Annotated in this window: 15 protein-coding genes and 1 pseudogene; 7 read left to right on the top strand and 9 right to left on the bottom strand. The window is 58.3% G+C overall.

The window, feature by feature from the left end; all coding sequences use genetic code 11:
- Window positions 1–17 precede the first annotated feature (17 nt).
- The 3 genes from PO860_RS15410 to PO860_RS15420 all read right to left on the bottom strand — a co-directional run bounded on the left by PO860_RS15410 (window position 18) and on the right by PO860_RS15420 (window position 3734).
- A complete protein-coding gene (locus PO860_RS15410; RefSeq protein ID WP_183607868.1) occupies window positions 18–728 on the bottom strand; it encodes a sugar transporter in 711 nt (236 codons plus the stop codon).
- 81 nt (window positions 729–809) lie between these two features.
- Window positions 810–2021, bottom strand: coding sequence for a polysaccharide biosynthesis/export family protein (locus PO860_RS15415; RefSeq protein ID WP_183608342.1), 1212 nt, complete (start codon window positions 2019–2021; stop codon window positions 810–812).
- Window positions 2022–2309: 288 nt separating this feature from the next.
- The gene (locus PO860_RS15420; protein WP_183608341.1) at window positions 2310–3734 is read right to left on the bottom strand and encodes an O-antigen ligase family protein; all 1425 of its coding nucleotides are present in this window, start codon (window positions 3732–3734) and stop codon (window positions 2310–2312) included.
- Between the two features lie 309 nt (window positions 3735–4043).
- Here PO860_RS15420 and PO860_RS15425 point away from each other — a divergent pair, with 309 nt between their 5' ends.
- Both PO860_RS15425 and PO860_RS15430 read left to right on the top strand, forming a co-directional pair.
- The gene (locus PO860_RS15425; RefSeq protein ID WP_272781822.1) at window positions 4044–4643 is read left to right on the top strand and encodes a transglutaminase-like cysteine peptidase; all 600 of its coding nucleotides are present in this window, start codon (window positions 4044–4046) and stop codon (window positions 4641–4643) included.
- Window positions 4644–4911: 268 nt separating this feature from the next.
- Window positions 4912–6240, top strand: coding sequence for a UDP-glucose dehydrogenase family protein (locus tag PO860_RS15430; protein WP_183607866.1), 1329 nt, complete (start codon window positions 4912–4914; stop codon window positions 6238–6240).
- Between the two features lie 107 nt (window positions 6241–6347).
- On the opposite strand, the gene PO860_RS15435 is transcribed toward PO860_RS15430, so the two are convergent.
- Window positions 6348–7142, bottom strand: a complete 795-nt coding sequence (locus tag PO860_RS15435) for a metallophosphoesterase (RefSeq protein ID WP_183607865.1) — start codon at window positions 7140–7142, stop codon at window positions 6348–6350.
- A 662-nt stretch (window positions 7143–7804) separates the two neighbouring features.
- Here PO860_RS15435 and PO860_RS15440 point away from each other — a divergent pair.
- Window positions 7805–8056, top strand: a complete 252-nt coding sequence (locus tag PO860_RS15440; protein WP_097620712.1) for a KTSC domain-containing protein — start codon at window positions 7805–7807, stop codon at window positions 8054–8056.
- Between the two features lie 98 nt (window positions 8057–8154).
- Here PO860_RS15440 and PO860_RS15445 read toward each other — a convergent pair whose 3' ends face one another.
- From PO860_RS15445 to ung, 3 genes are all read right to left on the bottom strand, one after another.
- The gene (locus PO860_RS15445) at window positions 8155–8760 is read right to left on the bottom strand and encodes an alpha/beta hydrolase (RefSeq protein ID WP_273884556.1); all 606 of its coding nucleotides are present in this window, start codon (window positions 8758–8760) and stop codon (window positions 8155–8157) included.
- Between the two features lie 11 nt (window positions 8761–8771).
- Window positions 8772–9704 carry a VOC family protein gene (locus tag PO860_RS15450; RefSeq protein ID WP_183607863.1) on the bottom strand — a complete coding sequence of 311 codons (933 nt, stop codon included), beginning with the start codon at window positions 9702–9704 and terminating at the stop codon, window positions 8772–8774.
- A 239-nt stretch (window positions 9705–9943) separates the two neighbouring features.
- A complete protein-coding gene (gene ung, locus PO860_RS15455) occupies window positions 9944–10645 on the bottom strand; it encodes a uracil-DNA glycosylase (RefSeq protein WP_183607862.1) in 702 nt (233 codons plus the stop codon).
- 231 nt (window positions 10646–10876) lie between these two features.
- Here ung and PO860_RS15460 point away from each other — a divergent pair.
- The 3 genes and pseudogenes from PO860_RS15460 to PO860_RS15470 form a co-directional block, all read left to right on the top strand.
- Window positions 10877–12298: pseudogene (locus PO860_RS15460) on the top strand (phosphomannomutase); the annotation flags it as partial.
- Window positions 12299–12340: 42 nt separating this feature from the next.
- The gene (locus tag PO860_RS15465; RefSeq protein WP_183608340.1) at window positions 12341–13768 is read left to right on the top strand and encodes a mannose-1-phosphate guanylyltransferase/mannose-6-phosphate isomerase; all 1428 of its coding nucleotides are present in this window, start codon (window positions 12341–12343) and stop codon (window positions 13766–13768) included.
- A gap of 135 nt (window positions 13769–13903) precedes the next feature.
- Window positions 13904–14209: a hypothetical protein gene (locus PO860_RS15470; protein ID WP_183608339.1), complete on the top strand. Its 306-nt coding sequence runs from the start codon at window positions 13904–13906 to the stop codon at window positions 14207–14209.
- Window positions 14210–14279: 70 nt separating this feature from the next.
- On the opposite strand, the gene PO860_RS15475 is transcribed toward PO860_RS15470, so the two are convergent.
- Window positions 14280–15236 carry an endonuclease/exonuclease/phosphatase family protein gene (locus PO860_RS15475; protein ID WP_275037889.1) on the bottom strand — a complete coding sequence of 319 codons (957 nt, stop codon included), beginning with the start codon at window positions 15234–15236 and terminating at the stop codon, window positions 14280–14282.
- A 215-nt stretch (window positions 15237–15451) separates the two neighbouring features.
- On the opposite strand from PO860_RS15475, the gene PO860_RS15480 reads away from it, so the two are divergent.
- Window positions 15452–16468, top strand: a complete 1017-nt coding sequence (locus PO860_RS15480) for an NAD-dependent epimerase/dehydratase family protein (protein WP_183607860.1) — start codon at window positions 15452–15454, stop codon at window positions 16466–16468.
- A 45-nt stretch (window positions 16469–16513) separates the two neighbouring features.
- Here the strand turns inward: PO860_RS15480 and PO860_RS15485 are convergent, their stop codons facing one another.
- Window positions 16514–16918: a hypothetical protein gene (locus PO860_RS15485; RefSeq protein WP_275037890.1), complete on the bottom strand. Its 405-nt coding sequence runs from the start codon at window positions 16916–16918 to the stop codon at window positions 16514–16516.
- Window positions 16919–17039: the final 121 nt, after the last annotated feature.

Raw genomic sequence — 17039 nt, forward strand, 5'->3', positions numbered from 1 at the left:
TCTAAGGGCAATTCCAGCTATTGTATGACCGGGACACTCTGACTCGTCGATTGCGTCGGGTCGGTAGACGATTGTCCCCCCGCTCCCGTGCTGACGATCCTCGTCGTCGAGCTTGTAGACAAGCTGTCCCCGTCGCCCGCATTCGAAACCTTCAACGTACCAGCGGTCGTCGCGGCGCCGTCAAACGGCGTGCCGTCATCAGAGCCGGGGCCCGTCTGCCCAACCGACCCATCGTTGCCGATACCGGCTGCAGCGGCCGCAGCACTTGCGCCCGGGCCGAGCGCCGCGGTTCCGCCTTCGGCGAGGACCTTCGCAAAGGCGGCAAGCAGCGGCGCCAGATTGGGATCGGCGCTGGCCGCATCGGCGACAGCCTTTTCGATCGCCAGCTTGAACTGCGGGTCCGTCACCTGGCAGCTGTTTGCGGCCCGTGCAAGACCTGAGCCGATCGCCGCCATCTGTGTGGCATTGGCCTTCTTGGCCTGCTCGATCACCGGCAACAGCGCGTCGTTGCTGCTGCCGACCAGCGCGCGAACGCGCGATGACAATACCAATGGATCGGACATGTCGAGGAGCGCGGCGGGATTGGCCGTAAAGCCACTCACATCGACGGTCGTCAGGCTTGCCGGACCCAAGCAAGCTGCCGCAAAGGCGCTTGAACTCATGCCCGCAAACATTGCGAGGACAATTCCGCTATATGCAAGCTTACGATAAACAGCTGACCTTGCCATAACCACAGCTTCCTTCATCAAATCCACTATGTAGGCCGCCGGCATTGATCATTCGCGATCGATGCCCCTCGCCTATTTCAATCAATTTCCGAGATCCTGTATCGCGTTGCGCGTATCGTTCGCGTCATCCGTTACACCCGAAACAGTGGACGATACCGAGTTGACGATGTCAAGGAACTTGACCAGTTCAACAGAGTCCGAATTGGAAATATAGATAATATCCTTGTCTTCCATCTTGAACTGCTGGGCGGCAAACAAGGTTGCGGGATCACGCAGGTTGGCACGTACGATCACCGGAACCGCATCCCCTGCAAATCTCGTCGTGTCCACGTGCATCGCTTGAAGCGTTTTCTTGGGGACCTGGCGATAGAGCAGAACCTGAGCCGGATCGGCGCGGTCGTCGCGCAGGCCGCCTGCCTTTGCGATTGCCTCGCCAAGGGTCAAGTCAGACTCTTCGAAATCGAAGCGACCGCTGACGCCCGCGGCGCCGAGCGCAAGATAGGTGCGGCGCTCGTGATCGATCGAGATCGTATCATCCGGCGCAACATAGATATTTTCCGCCGGGTTCTTCAAGAGCGTGTTGTAGGCGACGGTTGCCGTCTTGCCGCGGCGCTGCAGCGTCACATTTGTTTCGATATTGTTGGTCGTCAACCCGCCCGCGGCGGAAATGACATCGAGAACACGTTCACCCGCCGGGCTGATCTCAATGCGCTGGGGATTGTTGACATCCCCGAGCACGGCAACCTGACTGGAGCGGCTTGTCGTTGTCGTAATAACCACCTGCGGCTCGATCGCGCGGCTCGCCAGGCGATCCTCCACATCCTGCTCCACGGTCTCCTTGAGCCGACCGGCAGCCGGAACGCGACCCGCATAAGGAATTGTGATCGTCCCGTTCCGATCAATAGTCTGGCTCGGCAAAGAGATATAATTGCCGGGTCGGCTGCCGGCGTCGGAGGGAATGAAGAGACCGCCGGACTGAGCTTCGAAGATGGCGACCTCAACGACGTCACCATACCCAAGCGGAATTTCGGGCGCCCCGCCTCGACCGCCGCCAAAGCCCTTGAAAGAGGTGGGCTGGGGAGACGTAAAATACGGGAGAACGTTCTTGCTGAGATCAATCAGGGCGTAGTCGATGCCGACACGACGCTCTTTCGTTGTCACTTTCACCGCCGCATCGCGATCAACATCCTTGTGATCGGGGCCGGATCTTGGCAATGACGTGCAGCTTGCCAATATAGTGGTTAGCGCTACAACAATGGCGACGCGTGTACTAACGATACGAGAACAACCCATAGAATAACCTGTGTTGACGCCCCTGAAGCTACTGCCCCGCAATCTGACAAAATACAAGACAATCCCCGATCAATAACACTGAATGCCGATTAACATTCCCCTAACTGTGGCAGGCTGGCAACGCCAAGCCCTTTAGGAAGCGGAAAACGACCCAGGCCGACTTTTCTGGCGCCGCAACAATCCGAAGACTGTACCCGCTATAAAATTTCTTGCGTTTCAGAGTCAACAGCTCGCACCTGCACAATCGCTATTTTCCAAAAATCTTCATAAAATCCATCCATTTAGAATTTAATTGGTTAGCGACCGCTCATATGCCATGTCCACCTCCCCGCTGCTCCGTCCAAGACTGATCGCGACAACTGCACTGAGGAAGGCTGAATAAAACACGGCAAAACCCGGTATCTGCAGCGAGAAATCCACCGCCGCATGAAGGGCGACCAAAACCGTCGCGGCCAAGCCAAGAACAACATAGTGCCTCAGGCGCCGTCTTTGCGCGAGCCCGCGCCGGAACACGCTGGCAAGCACCGAGAAAACAAGGATCGCCGCAATCGGGAATACTATTCCGAGGCCCAGAAATCCTTCGAGATAGAAATTATGAGCCCGGTCGAAGATCCCGAAAATTCCGCAGGCCGGATCGCGGTAGGCAGAAAATACGGTCCGGAAGGTTCCAAGACCGGTCCCAGTCAACCAATGATCCGAAATGGCACGCCATATGCCCGGCAGGATGCAGAACCGATCATCATCCTCGAGCCGCCGCTCTTGTGCGCGCAAAATCGCCTGGCCGGCAAACATCGTCAGCAGCACGACGACGAACACAATCGCCGAGAGCAGCTTCAGCATCGAACGCCATCTTGGCACCGGTTTCAGATGACGCCTCGAGCCGTTCCAATGGATGACAAGCCACGGAAAATAGATGAGAGCGGCAACAAAGGTCGCAAATATCCCGGCGCGCGAGCGGCTCAACATCAGCGCGGTGAAGCATGCGCACAAGAGCAGGGCGTAGATCCACGATCTCAGGAGAAGCGTGTTTCGGCCCGGCTCGCCGGGCGGATGGTTTGAATAGGAACGGGCGATGTCTCTGACCAGGGTCAGCATCAGCAGCGTCCCAAGCCCAAGGAAGGTCGCGGCGGTATTGCGGTTGACGAAGACCGCGGTCAGGCTGTCGAGGTAGGCGTGTTTCTCGACGACGATCAGGATGCGGGGAAACAGCGAAAATTGCAGCAGGCCGAAAACTGCGATGATGCCTGCAGAAAGCCCGAGACCGTTAAGCACTGTCCTCGCGCGCTGATCGGTATCGCATAAGAGAAGCCCGGTCAGGAACGTGACGAAGGGCAGCGCCACCCAGAGGATCGAGGCGAACGTGTCGGCCGGTTCGACGGAGATCGCCGCGTAATTGACGCCCGCCAGGTCACGCGCGACATCCCAAGCGGGATTTGCCAGCCACCGCGAAGGCAGTTGGATCGTCTGAATAAACATCCATCCTGTCAGAACGATCAGCAGAAACAGGACGATGCCGAATACCCCCCTGCTCTGTCTCGGCTCTCCGAACAGCAGTCCCGAAATAATGGCGAGAGCAAACATTCCGATCGCCGCGAAGGCGAAGGCCAAGGGTGTAACGCTTCCGAACGGTATGAGCGTCAATATAACGAGGCCGATGAAGGCAAAAAGCAAAACCTCTCGCAAGACCCGCTTATTGATGAGGTTGGAGAACATGTGAATTCGTTTACCAGAGAAGGCGGCGACCAAAGCCATTGCAACCGAAGAGTTTAATTTACTCGTACTAACATAAGTTGAACATCAAGCACTTGCGTGCTAAAGTGTAACAGAATTCCACATTGTTTAAAATTGTCGCGAAAGGTTTAAGCCAATCGAGACAAGGCCCGGCTATGCTCCCTCCAAGCAGCAGAAACGGGACAGATATTCTGCGCCCAATACTTGGCAGATCATCAGATCGCCATGCCATTGACCGAGAAAAAAGGCAAGCCTGATCTCAATCGGTTGCCCTGAACGGGGATTTAACAGATGAAGAAAACGTTCGTTACATTTTTGGCGCTGACCCTTACAGCGGGCAATGCCTGTTCGGCATTTGCCGCCGGTCCCGCGGGTTTCGCCCGCGGCCTGAACGGTAGTTCGGCGGTCAGCTATATCTCCGAAAAAGGCAAGATCATCCCACCCTTCGCCCAGGTATTGTTCTGCGCCCAGAACCCGGCCGAATGCCGTGACAACAATGGGCTCTCGGTCGTTGCGCTCACCGACGAGCAGATGCTGCAGCTGAAAAACGTGAACAGCACGGTCAATCGGACGATGATCGGCCGCAACGACTCCAGCAGCGAACTGAACGGCGATGTCTGGAAGGTGAATGTTCGCAGCGGCGACTGCGAAGATTTCGCCTTGACCAAGCGCAGTCGGCTGATCGCGATGGGTTGGTCGTCGCGCGCTTTGCGAATCGCAACGGCATATACACCCTCCGGTGAAGGACATGCGGTCCTCGTGGTCAGGACCGACAAGGGTGACCTCGTGCTCGACAACAGGAAAAGCAGCATCAAGAACTGGCGGGATACCGATCTGCGCTGGGACAAGATTCAATCGGGGACAGACCCCTATGTCTGGTACCGGCTGTAGAGGCTTGGCCTGCGGGAACACCAAACTCGGTCTTCCGGAATTGACGTCGAGCCGGCTCTGACGAACGGCTCGACTTGTCACATTGCCCACACAAACCTATGTTTCTTGCTGTCGAGGGGGTAGCGGGCAACGCGTTGTCGTGCCCCCGGTTCGATGTTCGATGTGGGTATCAAGCGATCTTCGATATTGTCTTTTCACCCAGATTCAGTATGACCAACGTCATGCTGCGACGCAGCATGACGTTCTACTCCAATGATTTGAGGGAAATATGCGCATCACGATGATTGGATCAGGCTATGTCGGCCTCGTTTCAGGCGTTTGCTTCGCGGATTTCGGCCACGACGTCATCTGCGTCGACAAGGATCTGAGTAAGATCGAAGCCCTTCGCGAAGGCCGCATTCCGATCTACGAGCCGGGTCTGGAGCAATTGGTCGCCGAAAATACCAGCACTGGCCGGCTGTCGTTTTCGACGGATGTCGGCGAAAGCGTCCGTAGCGCCGACGTCGTGTTCATCGCAGTCGGCACGCCATCGCGGCGCGGCGACGGCCACGCAGACCTCTCCTATGTCTATGCGGCCGCGCGCGAGATTGCCACCTATGTGGAAGGCTTCACCGTGATCGTCACCAAGTCGACAGTGCCGGTCGGCACCGGCGACGAAGTCGAGCGCATCATGCGCGAAACCAATCCTGTGGCGGATGTCGCCGTCGTTTCCAATCCGGAGTTCCTGCGCGAAGGCGCGGCGATCGAGGATTTCAAGCGTCCCGACCGTATCGTCGTCGGCCTGAATGACGACCGGGCGCGCGAAACCATGACCGAGGTCTATCGTCCGCTTTACCTCAACCAGGCCCCCTTGGTCTTCACCACCCGCCGCACGTCGGAACTGATCAAATATGCGGCCAATGCCTTCCTCGCGATGAAGATCACCTTCATCAACGAGATCGCCGATCTCTGCGAGCGGGTCGACGCAAACGTCCAGGATGTTTCGCGCGGTATCGGTCTCGATGGCCGTATCGGCGCCAAGTTCCTGCATGCCGGGCCGGGTTATGGCGGCTCGTGCTTCCCCAAGGATACGCTTGCCCTTGCCAAGACGGCGCAGGATTACGACGCGCCGGTCCGTCTGATCGAGACGACGATCTCGATCAACGACAACCGCAAGCGGGCGATGGGACGTAAGGTGATCGCGGCCGTCGGCGGAGACATTCGCGGCAAGAAGATCGCGATTCTCGGCCTGACCTTCAAGCCGAACACCGACGACATGCGCGACAGCCCGGCGATTGCCGTCATCCAGACCCTGCAGGACGCCGGCGCCCGGGTGGTCGGCTACGATCCCGAAGGCATGGAGAACGCCCGCAAGGTGATCGAGAACATCGAATATGCGAGCGGCCCCTATGAAGCGGCCGCCGGTGCGGATGCGCTTGTCATCGTCACCGAATGGAACCAGTTCCGCGCGCTCGACTTCAATCGCCTGAAGCAAGCGATGCACGCCCCGGTCCTGGTCGACCTGCGCAATATCTACCGCAGCGACGAGGTCCGCAAACACGGCTTTACCTACACCGGCATCGGCACCAATCTCTATCAGGAATCGACAAACACCTGACAGGTCCTGGTAAATCGGTAATCATCCTGACGCCGCGGAGCATAAAGCCCGCGGCGTTTGCTTTTGAGCATGGCGCCGAAAAGCGTATACGGTTCCGGGCGGCACGCCTAATTAAGGATCCCGACCCGCGTTCCCTTGATCGTCAGCACGGTTAACCGGCCCGTCGCCGAAACCGCGGTGTCGATACCGATGCGTTGCGGGCCGAAGGTCGGGATTCGCCCCGGGGTATGTCCATGGATCACCAGGACGGGAAGCTGCGGCCCCTCATCCAGGAAGGGTTGGCGGATCCACATCAGGTCGCTGTCCTTCTGCCTCTTGAGGTCGATGCCCGGTTTGATGCCGGCATGGACAAAGACCACCCTTCCCATCCGCAGCATGATCGGCAGCGATTCCAGGAACTGGATATGCCGCTCGGGGATCATATTGCGAATGACGCGCGCAATCATTTCGCTTCCTGCCGCCGACTGCAGCAGATGTTCGATATCGATACCGTACGAGTGCAGCGTCTCCGTCCCGGCAAAGCCGAGCCATTCAAGAATGCGCGCCGGTTTGCGATAGAGGTTCACCAGCTCCGCGTCGTGATTGCCGCACAGAGCGAAACGCTGAAATCCCGGCGGCGGGGTCCTGCTGAGGAACTCCAGCACAGCGCTTGAATCAGGCCCGCGGTCGACATAGTCGCCGAGCATGACGATCAGTTTCGGCCCCGGAATGCGCGCGGCATCCTCCTCGATGCGGCGATGTGCCTCGATGAGCTCGTTATAACATCCGTGGATATCGCTCATCGCGTAGACCGCAGCGAATTCGCCTTCGGCAAACGTCAGCCGAGCGCGTCCTTTGCGGTTGCCGGCCAATATCGGTATCTGTTGCCGCCACGGCCCGAGATAGTTAAACATATAACCCATTTATGAGATCCGACAGCACGTAAGCTTGTCGGAGAAGCTCCATTTTCTACCCATCCCGCACGGGCATGAGGCCCAGTGTTCAAAAAGAAGTTGGCCTGATCACGGCCTTATCGAAATTGTAACCGGAACCGGTTGCCAGATTCGCAACGATATAATCCTTCGTTATCTGCTGCATCGGCTGTGAACCGAGGCTGTTTCCGATGTCATCAATGGCTGCCGGAACGCTCTCTCCTACAGGACACCGAACCTTCGCGTCGGATCAGCCAGTTCTCACATCGTCATCTTCGGGGAATCTTGGCATGCAGATCGGCTTTCGGAGATACGTCGGCTCGCGTTCCCGCGACAGCGAATCTACTATTGCGAGAAACGGCAATTTGTATTCAGTCATTTTGAAAGGGGTATCACGATTAATATTGCGCTGTATTTTGGTATATGAGGGTTAATTCGGCGTTAAACCGTAATGTTCGCTCCATCAGCAGCTGTATCGGTCACCAGTTCTCGGAGCTGAAGAATTTCCGGCAATCGGATTTCCACAGGCGACACCGCCGAAAAAGCTGTATAAATCAACTATAACGAGAGCCTGTAGAAAAAAATGAACGTTTAAGCTTATCATGCTTGACGCTACTGCGGCGGCGCATGATGATGGCGTATTGCGAGCGTGAATGACATTCTTCACCAGAAATCTCAGATCCCAAACTGCGGGGTGCAAAGTGGAAACTGCGGTTGATTCGAAACTTATCGAGGCGATCACCTACGACGAAGACAGCCGGCATCTACGGGTCTACCTGACAAACGGTCAGAGGCGAGAATATGAAGGCGTTCCCAAAGGAGTGGTCGTCGGTTTGACGATGGCCGAATCCCCGGGGAATTTTTACATGAAGGCCATCCGGGGCAAATATCCTCCTCGCCCCTGATCTCCTGGCCATCAACGACGATAGGGCCATTGGTTCAAAAAGATACGGAACCGGCATTTGCCGGTCCCGCCAACCCGTCTCAAACCGACCGGTGCGCGTCAATCACCGCCGAAGAAATCGCGGACCGCATTGATCTCGAGCGGGGCAATCTCATGGCCACCGGGATGCCAAACCATCCGCACCTCCGCCCCGCGGTTCTTCAGATGCGCCGATAGCGCCTCGGTCATGGCGACGGGAGCGATCGGATCCCGCTGGCCGGCCGTCACCAGCACCTTTCTCCCCGCAAGCGTTGCCTGGGCTTCAGGCTGAAACGGAATGAGCGGGTGCATCAAAACCGCGGCATCGAAGATGCCCTTCTCGATCAGCACATTGGCAAGAATGTTTGCACCGTTCGAAAAACCCAGGCCGAAAATCTCGGAAGCCTGGTGCTTGTCACCGAATGCCTTGACATAGGCGGCCATCTTCTCCGTCGCCCGTGAAAGGTCGGCCATGTCGTAGACCCCCTCTCCTGTGCGCCGGAAGAACCGCGCCGCGCCATATTCGGAAACGTCGCCGCGCGGCGAGAGAACCGTTGCTTCGGGCAGCAGGCGCCGGCCGAGATCGAAGAACTGGTTCTCGTCGCCACCGGTGCCGTGCAGCACCAGCAGGATCGGCTTATCAGGCGCACCGGCATGCAGCCGGTGCACATATCCAGTTTCGGTCATATCGCCTCTCCTTACGCTTCGAGCGGCTGCAGGTGCTGCTCGAGCAGCGCTCGAAGATGGGCGTGCTGCTGCGGCAACTTCAGCGCTTCGCCGAGATGGGCCGTATCCTCGTCCCGGTCGAAGCCTGGCTCATTGGTCGCGACCTCGAACAACACGCCGCCAGGCGTGCGGAAATAGATCGCCCAGAAATAATCGCGGTCGATCACCGGCGTGACCTGGAAGCCGGTGTCCATCAACGCCTTGCGCACTTCGAGCTGCTTCTCGCGATTCTCGACGGCGAAGGCGACGTGGTGGACAGAGCCGGCGCCGGGAAGCGCCCGGGCAATGTTCGGCATGGTCTCGAGATCGATGAGATGCGCGCCGTTGCCGTCAGGCCTGATCAGCCGCTTGACGCCGTCCCTTTCCTCTCCGACCTCATAGCCCATGAACTTCAGGAGTTCGGCGGTGGCGCCCTCGTCCCGCAGCCGCATGGCCACGGAGTGAAAGCCGCGAATGGCATGGTCCTCGCTGATTCCTCCATGTGTCCAGGCCTGGCGGGCATCATCCTTGACCTCGACGAGCGCAAAGCCGTCGCCATCGGGCCCAGAGAAATTCAGCCGCTTTTCGCCGAAACTTTCCTCGGCCTTCAGGCCGCCGACACCAAGCGTGGCAAACCGATCGCTCCAGAAGCCGATCGAGCCTTGTGGAACGGAAAACACCGTCGTGCCGACTTCGCCGGTGCCGGGACGGCCCTGCGCCATCTTCGGGAACGGGAAATAGGTCATGACTGTGCCGGGTGCACCGGTCTCGTCACCATAATAGAGGTGATAGACATCAGGCGCGTCGAAGTTCACCGTCTTCTTGACTCGGCGCAGGCCGAGCGCATTGGTGAAAAACTGGTTGTTGGTGCGGGCGTCCTCCGCCATCGACGTGACGTGGTGCAGACCCTTGATTTGATCGAGCATGTGAGACCCCTTTCATGCCCGCCGTTGCGGGCTTTCGATGAGGCTAAGATGCGCGCTGAAGCGCCCACAGAACAGACCCGCAGACCAAAACGCATTGTCTTCTTTTAGTGAACGAACACAGACTTGCGTTCACATCTAAAGCATGTCGCACAAAACTGTGCAGCGGTTTTGCGATAACGACATGCGTAAAAACAAAGAGCTAAAGCACGTGGAGCGAATCTGAACGATTGCGACGCGCTTTAAGCATCATCGGGATTAGCCGGCAATTGCCAGTCGATCGGCGCGCGTCCACGTGACTGCAGGAAGGCATTCGCCTTAGAAAAATGCGCGCAGCCGAAAAACCCGTTATGGGCCGAAAGCGGCGAGGGGTGCGGCGCCTTCAGCACCAAATGCCGTGTCGTATCGACGAAGGCGGCCTTGCGCTGGGCGTAGGAGCCCCAGAGCATGAAGACGACGGATTCGCACTCGTCGTTGACCTTGCGGATGACGGCGTCGGTGAATTTCTCCCACCCCTTGCCCTGATGGGCCGCCGCCTGCCCTTCTTCGACGGTCAGCACGCTGTTTAGCAGCAGCACGCCTTGCCTTGCCCAATGTTCGAGAAAACCATGGAGCGCCGGCGCGATGCCGAGATCCGTCTCCATCTCCTTATAGATATTGACGAGCGAGGGCGGTATGCGCACGCCCGGCCGCACGCTGAAGCACAGCCCGTGGGCTTGCCCCAGCCCGTGATAGGGGTCCTGGCCGAGAATGACGACCTTGACGCTGGAGATCGGGGTGAGGTCTAGGGCGCGGAAATATTCACTACCCCGGGGGAAAATCCGCTTGCCGACCTGCTTCTGCGCGACAAGAAAGGCTTTAAGTTGCTGCATATAGGGGCTTGAGAACTCCCCCGCCAAGGCGGTCTTCCAGCTCTCTTCGAGACTGACTGATGTATCGCTCATCCAGCAAACCCTTCGCATATGACGAAACAACGGACACACGGTTCTAACAAAATCGATCTACGCTGCAATGCCTGTCGGCAATGGGTCTACGCCTTTAGAATCGGCGAAAGAAGACTACGAGAGGCTGTCCGAGGCATCGTCGTTCGTGTTTAACTATATGACGGCTTCGGTATTTACGCCGGCAGGCGGCCTGAGTAGAACCTTGATCGTAAACCGGAGACATCTCTTCAAATGAAATTCGGCACGAGCGGCCTTCGCGGACTTTCAGTGGATCTCAAGGGACGCGCCTCTGCGCTTTATGCGACGGCGTTCGGCAAATATCTGCTGCAGACCGGGAAGGCGCAGCTCGGCGATACCATTCTGATCGGCCGCGATTTTCGCGATTCGAGCCCGGATATCTCGGGAAATTGTGCCGGCGCACTCGCCGCGCTCGGCTTCCGGCTATTCGACTGCGGCAATGTGCCGACACCGGCGCTTGCCCTTTATGGCCTCGAAAGCAACGCCGCATGCCTGATGGTCACGGGCTCGCATATTCCGGCGGACCGCAACGGCATCAAGTTCTATCGCCCGGATGGCGAAATCGACAAATCGGACGAGGCCGCAATCACTGCATGGGCGGCCGAGATCGAACGAACGGGCGAGGCCGTTGCAGAGGCACCGGCCAAGACCGAAAATCATGAGGCGATCTGCCGGCAGCTCTTTTTCGAACGCAATGCCGCCCTGCTGCCGCAAGGTGCGCTCTCCGGCTTGAAGATCGGCGTCTACCAGCACAGTACCGTCGCCCGCGATCTGCTGGTCGACGTTCTCGCCCATTACGGCGCCGAGATCACCGCTCTCGGACGTTCGGAGAGTTTCATTCCCGTCGACACCGAAGCCGTTTCCGACGAGACGATCACGCTGATGAAGCGCTGGACGTCCGATCACAAGTTCGATGCGATCGTCTCGACCGATGGCGACGGCGACCGCCCGCTGGTCGCAGACGAAACCGGCACGCCGCTGCGCGGTGACCTTCTCGGCCTTGTCGCAGCCAATTTTCTCGGCGCCGGCACGGTGGTAACACCAGTGACCTCCAATTCGGGCATCGAGGCCGCGGGCTCTTTCGCCGTCAGGCGCACCCGCGTCGGCTCGCCTTTCGTCATCGCCGGCATGGAAGAGGCGGTAGCGGCCGGCGAAGACCATGTCATGGGCTTTGAGGCCAATGGCGGGCTGCTGACTGCAACCCCTTTCGATATCAACGACAGAGCCGTGCGAGCCTTGCCGACACGCGATTGTTTTGTCCCGATGCTCGCGATCCTGTCGCTCGCTGCCATTCGCAGGCAGCCGCTTTCTGCCCTTGCCGCCTCCTATCACCTGCCCTTTGCCGCCGCCGATCGCCTCGAGAATTTTCCGCTGGAGACGAGTGCCGCGCTGATGGAGCATCTGCGCGCTTCGGAAGAAAATCTCTCGGCTTTCCTGCAGCCGATCGGCGAGGTAGCGACAAAATCCGACATCGACGGACTTCGCGTGACGCTAAGGGATGGCGGGATCATTCATTTCCGCCCGTCCGGCAATGCGCCGGAAATGCGCTGCTACACGGAGGCCGGCAGCGAAGCTGCAGCCCTGGACCTGCTGAATACAGGGCTCAATCGAATAAGAGACTGGGCAGGCGCCCGGCAACATGCGACGAACAAGCCGTTTATTTCAAGGAACCCGCCTATGACGCAGAAAATCGTTCCCGTGATCATGGCCGGCGGCAAAGGCACGCGGCTCTGGCCGCTTTCCCGTGCCACCGCACCGAAACAATTCATCCAGTTCGTCGGCGACAAGACGTTGTTTCAGGAAACTCTCGAACGCGTTTCCGATCCCGAACTCTATGAAGCCCCCATCGTCGTCACCAATGAGGAATTCCGCTTCCTGGTCGCCGAACAGGCTCGCGAACGCGCCATCCCGCTCGCAGCGGTCCTGCTCGAACCTGTCGCCCGCAACACGGCCGCAGCGGTAGCCGCGGCCGCAACGCTTGCCGCCGATCTCTTCGGCAAGCACACGATCATCCAGATGCTCGCCTCGGATCACGAGATCCTTGCCGATAAGAGCTATTTTGATTGCATCCGCATCGCCCGCGATGCCGCTGCCGACGGCAAGCTCGTAACCTTCGGCATCACCCCGACGGAGCCGGCGACGGGTTACGGCTATATCGAGATCGGCGATGCCCTCGAAAACGGTGCGCACAAGGTCAAGCGCTTTGTCGAAAAGCCGGCACAGGAGAAGGCCGAGCAGATGCTCGCCGACGGCGGCTTCTACTGGAACTCAGGCATCTTCATGTTCCCGGTGACGGAACTCATTGCCGAACTGCAGGAATACGCGCCCGATGTACTGAAGGCGGCCAGCAAGGCCGTTTCGAAAGCAAGCCGCGACCTCGATTTCACCCGCCTCGACGCCGACCATTTCGCCAAAAGCCCCGATATCTCCATCGACTATGCAATCATGGAAAAGACGTCCAAAGCCGCCATCGTTCCCTCGCCGTTCAAATGGTCTGATATGGGAAGTTGGGATGCCGTCTGGAAATCAGGCGCCCGCGACGACAACGGCAATGTCGCCGCCGCAAACACCACCGTCGTCAATACCCGCAACTCGCTCGTCATGACCCATGGCGTGCATCTTGCCGTCCAGGGCATGGACGATGTCGCCGTCATCGCCAGCGAAGACGCCGTCTATGTCGGACCGCTCAAAGACAGCCAGAATGTCGGACAATTGGTCAAGATGCTGGCCTCTACGTCCGCCACGGCGAAATTCGCCGAAACCCATCCGACATCCTATCGCCCCTGGGGCGGCTATACCTCCATCTTCAACGGCGATCGTTTCCAGGTGAAGCGCATCTTCGTCACGCCGGGCAAGAAGCTATCGCTGCAAAAACACCACCATCGCTCCGAGCACTGGGTCGTCGTCAAGGGAACGGCCGAGGTGACGGTCGGTGAGAGCGTTCGGATGCTGCGCGAGAACGAAAGCGTCTATATCCCGCTCGGCGAAGTCCACCGCCTCGCCAACCCCGGCAAGATTCTTCTCGAACTCATCGAGGTTCAGACAGGCTCCTATCTCGGCGAGGACGACATCATTCGTATCGTCGACGAGTTCGGAAGAACGTGACGTCGCGGCCGGATCGCGGGTCAGGCCCAAACAATGCGCCGGCTTTTCCGGCGCGACCGCCATCGCTGTTGAAGTCGCTATCGGAATTCGCGTAGAATGGACGCACCGAAAGACATGACCGGAGATATCCCCCTGATGCGTACGCTGCCCGCCCTCGCCGGAGTTCTTGCAATCATGGGACCGGGAATGGCGTTTGCCGAAACCGCAAAAATGCGAACCGCAAGCGAAGCCGAAATTCGCGAGCATTTGCCGGGCACGTCGGAACTGAAAGAAAGCAGCAACGGTTACGAATATCGTAAGGGCAACGCCAATGGATATAAAATAACCAATGGCCAAGTCTGCGTCCGGTTTCCCAACAAGTCGACCGACTGCGTCAACGTGAAAACCGACGGCGAGAAATTTCAGATGATTGACAAAAAAGGCGGCAGAACGAGATTTTGACTTTGCCGGGGCAGGTTGCCTGCCTGGGCAAGTCACCTTGTCCAGGCAAGCTCACCATGCCCCGGCAAGTTTACCTTGCCGGTGAAGTTTCGCCATCCTTGTCGAGAACGAATTCAGCGATCAGGCCTGAATGGTTCGAGCCAAGATTGTCATCGAGACGTTTCAGCGACGTCAGATGAAGCGGCGCGCGGGCAAATATGTGATCGATGGCGATCCCGAGCAAGCCGGCGCCGACTGGCCATGTTGCCGGTTCCGGCACGATCGTTTTCAGTTTCTGTTCGCGCAGGAAACCCTGGATGCTCGGGGCGATCGCCGCGGAGTTGAAATCACCTGCCAGCACCAGAGGGCCGTCGATCGAACCCAGCGCTTTGCCGAGATCTTCCAATTCCGCCATCTGGAAATCATCGAAGTAGGGTTTGGTCAGGTGCGCCGAGACCAGATTGATGGTTTCGCCGTCGAACTCGACGCTCGCTATCACAAGCCTGTCTTTTCTGAGGCTGCCCATGCTTGCGACCTGCCGACTGACGAACGGGCGTTTGGACAGCACCAGCGTATCGCAGTTATCCTTCCCGTTGTCGCAGCCGATGTGATAGGGGTAGGCCTTGAACAGCTGCTGCAAATGGAATGTCAGCGGCTTGGCTTCGAGCAGATTGACGACATCGGCATTCGAAGCGATCACCATGTCGGTGATTGCAGTCGAGTTTTTCCAGTTGTCGATCGCGACATTGAACGACATCAGACGAAAAAGCGGCGGCCTGTCTGCGCCTCTGTCGTCCTCCGAAAACTCGCGCTGCATGATGACGCCGTGAGTGATGAGAAGAAGCGATGCAAACAGAAGGACGAAGCCGTAGATCCGTCTCCTGACAGCCAGAATGATAAAGCTGGCGATCACAAAAAGGACGCCGAAATGAACCTGAAAGCTATAGAGGAAGGACAGCAGCCAGAAGTTCGTCACATAGCGCAAAGATACGATCGCCATGGCAACGGTCAGAAACGCACAGAGAATCCAGTAAATTATCTCTCTCATCGATCCTGACCTGCTTGCAGATGACCCGCCGGCCATAACATGCAGGCCTCCATGCCGCAATGCAGCATAATAGCCGATGGCCGCGGCCGGCCTTCAGACGCGCCGCCCTCTCTTTCAAAGACCTATCGACTCGGCCTCTTCTTATCTTGTAAGTGGGGGGCACGTGAGACGGAGTCGGCTCTTTGCCGTCGGCAAGGAGTCGAGAAAAGGTGGGAATGCGCTACTTCATTACAGGCACTGCCGGCTTTATCGGTTTTCATCTGGCCAGGCGCCTGCTGCAGGAAGGGCATGACGTCACAGGTTTCGACGGCCTCACTCCCTATTACAATGTCAAGCTCAAGGAGATGCGCCATGCAGCACTCTCCCAGTTTCCGGCCTTCAGACCCGTCATATCAATGCTCGAGGACCGGCCGGCGCTGGAAGCGGCTGTTCTGGCGGCCAAACCCGACGTCCTGATCCACCTCGCCGCCCAGGCCGGTGTGCGCTACAGCCTGGAAAACCCCGAGGCCTATCTTCGTTCGAACGTCGAAGGCTCGTGGAACATCATGGAAATCGCCCGGCGCGTCGAAGTCCGCCACCTGATGCTGGCCTCGACATCGTCGATCTACGGCGCCAATGCGACCGTCCCCTTTCATGAGACCGATCGCGCCGACGAACCGCTGACCATCTATGCCGCGACGAAGAAATCGATGGAACTGATGGCGCATAGCTACGCCCATCTTCACAAGATTCCGACCACGGCCTTTCGTTTCTTCACGGTGTATGGTCCGTGGGGCCGGCCCGACATGGCACTGTTCAAATTCACCAAGAACATGCTCGAAGACCAGCCGATCGAGATCTACGGCGAAGGCAATATGAGCCGTGATTTCACCTATATCGACGATCTGATCGAAGCGATCGTCAGGCTGTCGGCAATCGCCCCGGGCGAGGATAACCGTCTCGACAACGCGGCTGTTGAAACGCTTTCGCGCCAGGCGCCCTTTCGCGTCGTCAATATTGGCGGAGGCCAGCCGGTCAGCCTGATGGATTTCGTTGAAACGGTGGAGAAGGCGCTCGGCCGTCCTGCCATCCGCAAGATGCTGGCGATGCAGAAGGGGGATGTGCCGCGCACCTTCGCAGCCCCCGACCTGCTCGTGGCACTGACGGGATACAAGCCGGATACGACCTTGGATGTCGGCGTCAAGGCCTTCGTCGACTGGTATCTCGACGTCCGCAGCGAACTCGGCGCCTAGATCCGGATGACTCTAGGCCGGATCGACCTAGAATCTAGCTAGGTATCAGCGGAGAAACGTAACCGCTTGTACGGCCTCAACCGCTGTCGAAAACACGTAATCGACGACAACGTTAAGGCTCTGTGAATAGGTCTTGAGTCGGTACCCCTCGCCTTCGATCTCGGCCGGACTGCGCAGAACGAACGGAACGCCCAGGCGCACGAAACCGGCACGTGTCGTCAACGGAACCTCGGGCGAATGACCGATGGCAGAGGTGTACATCAGGTCGCGGCCAAGGCTGGCGGGGCCGATGGCGAATGCTGGCCCGGCAGCGACGGTGATGGTCAGAGTCAAGGCGATGGCGGCGAGCGTCTTGTGCATGTCGAAGTCCCCGTTTTGCGGATCGCCGGGCTTTTGCTTCGCCCGGCTCCAAACGATCGATGCGTCTGTCCACGCCTCGGCCGCTTTCATGAGACCACTCTACACGTCAGTATTTTCAGGGCTTTTAAGCCGATCGGTCAAATTTTACGAAATTTGATTTTCTCGGAAAAGCCTCGGGATCCACAGGGAAAAAGGTCGGCCGGCCCGGCGG

It is taken from the genome of Rhizobium binxianense (assembly GCF_028994275.1).
Taxonomy (GTDB): domain Bacteria; phylum Pseudomonadota; class Alphaproteobacteria; order Rhizobiales; family Rhizobiaceae; genus Rhizobium; species Rhizobium binxianense.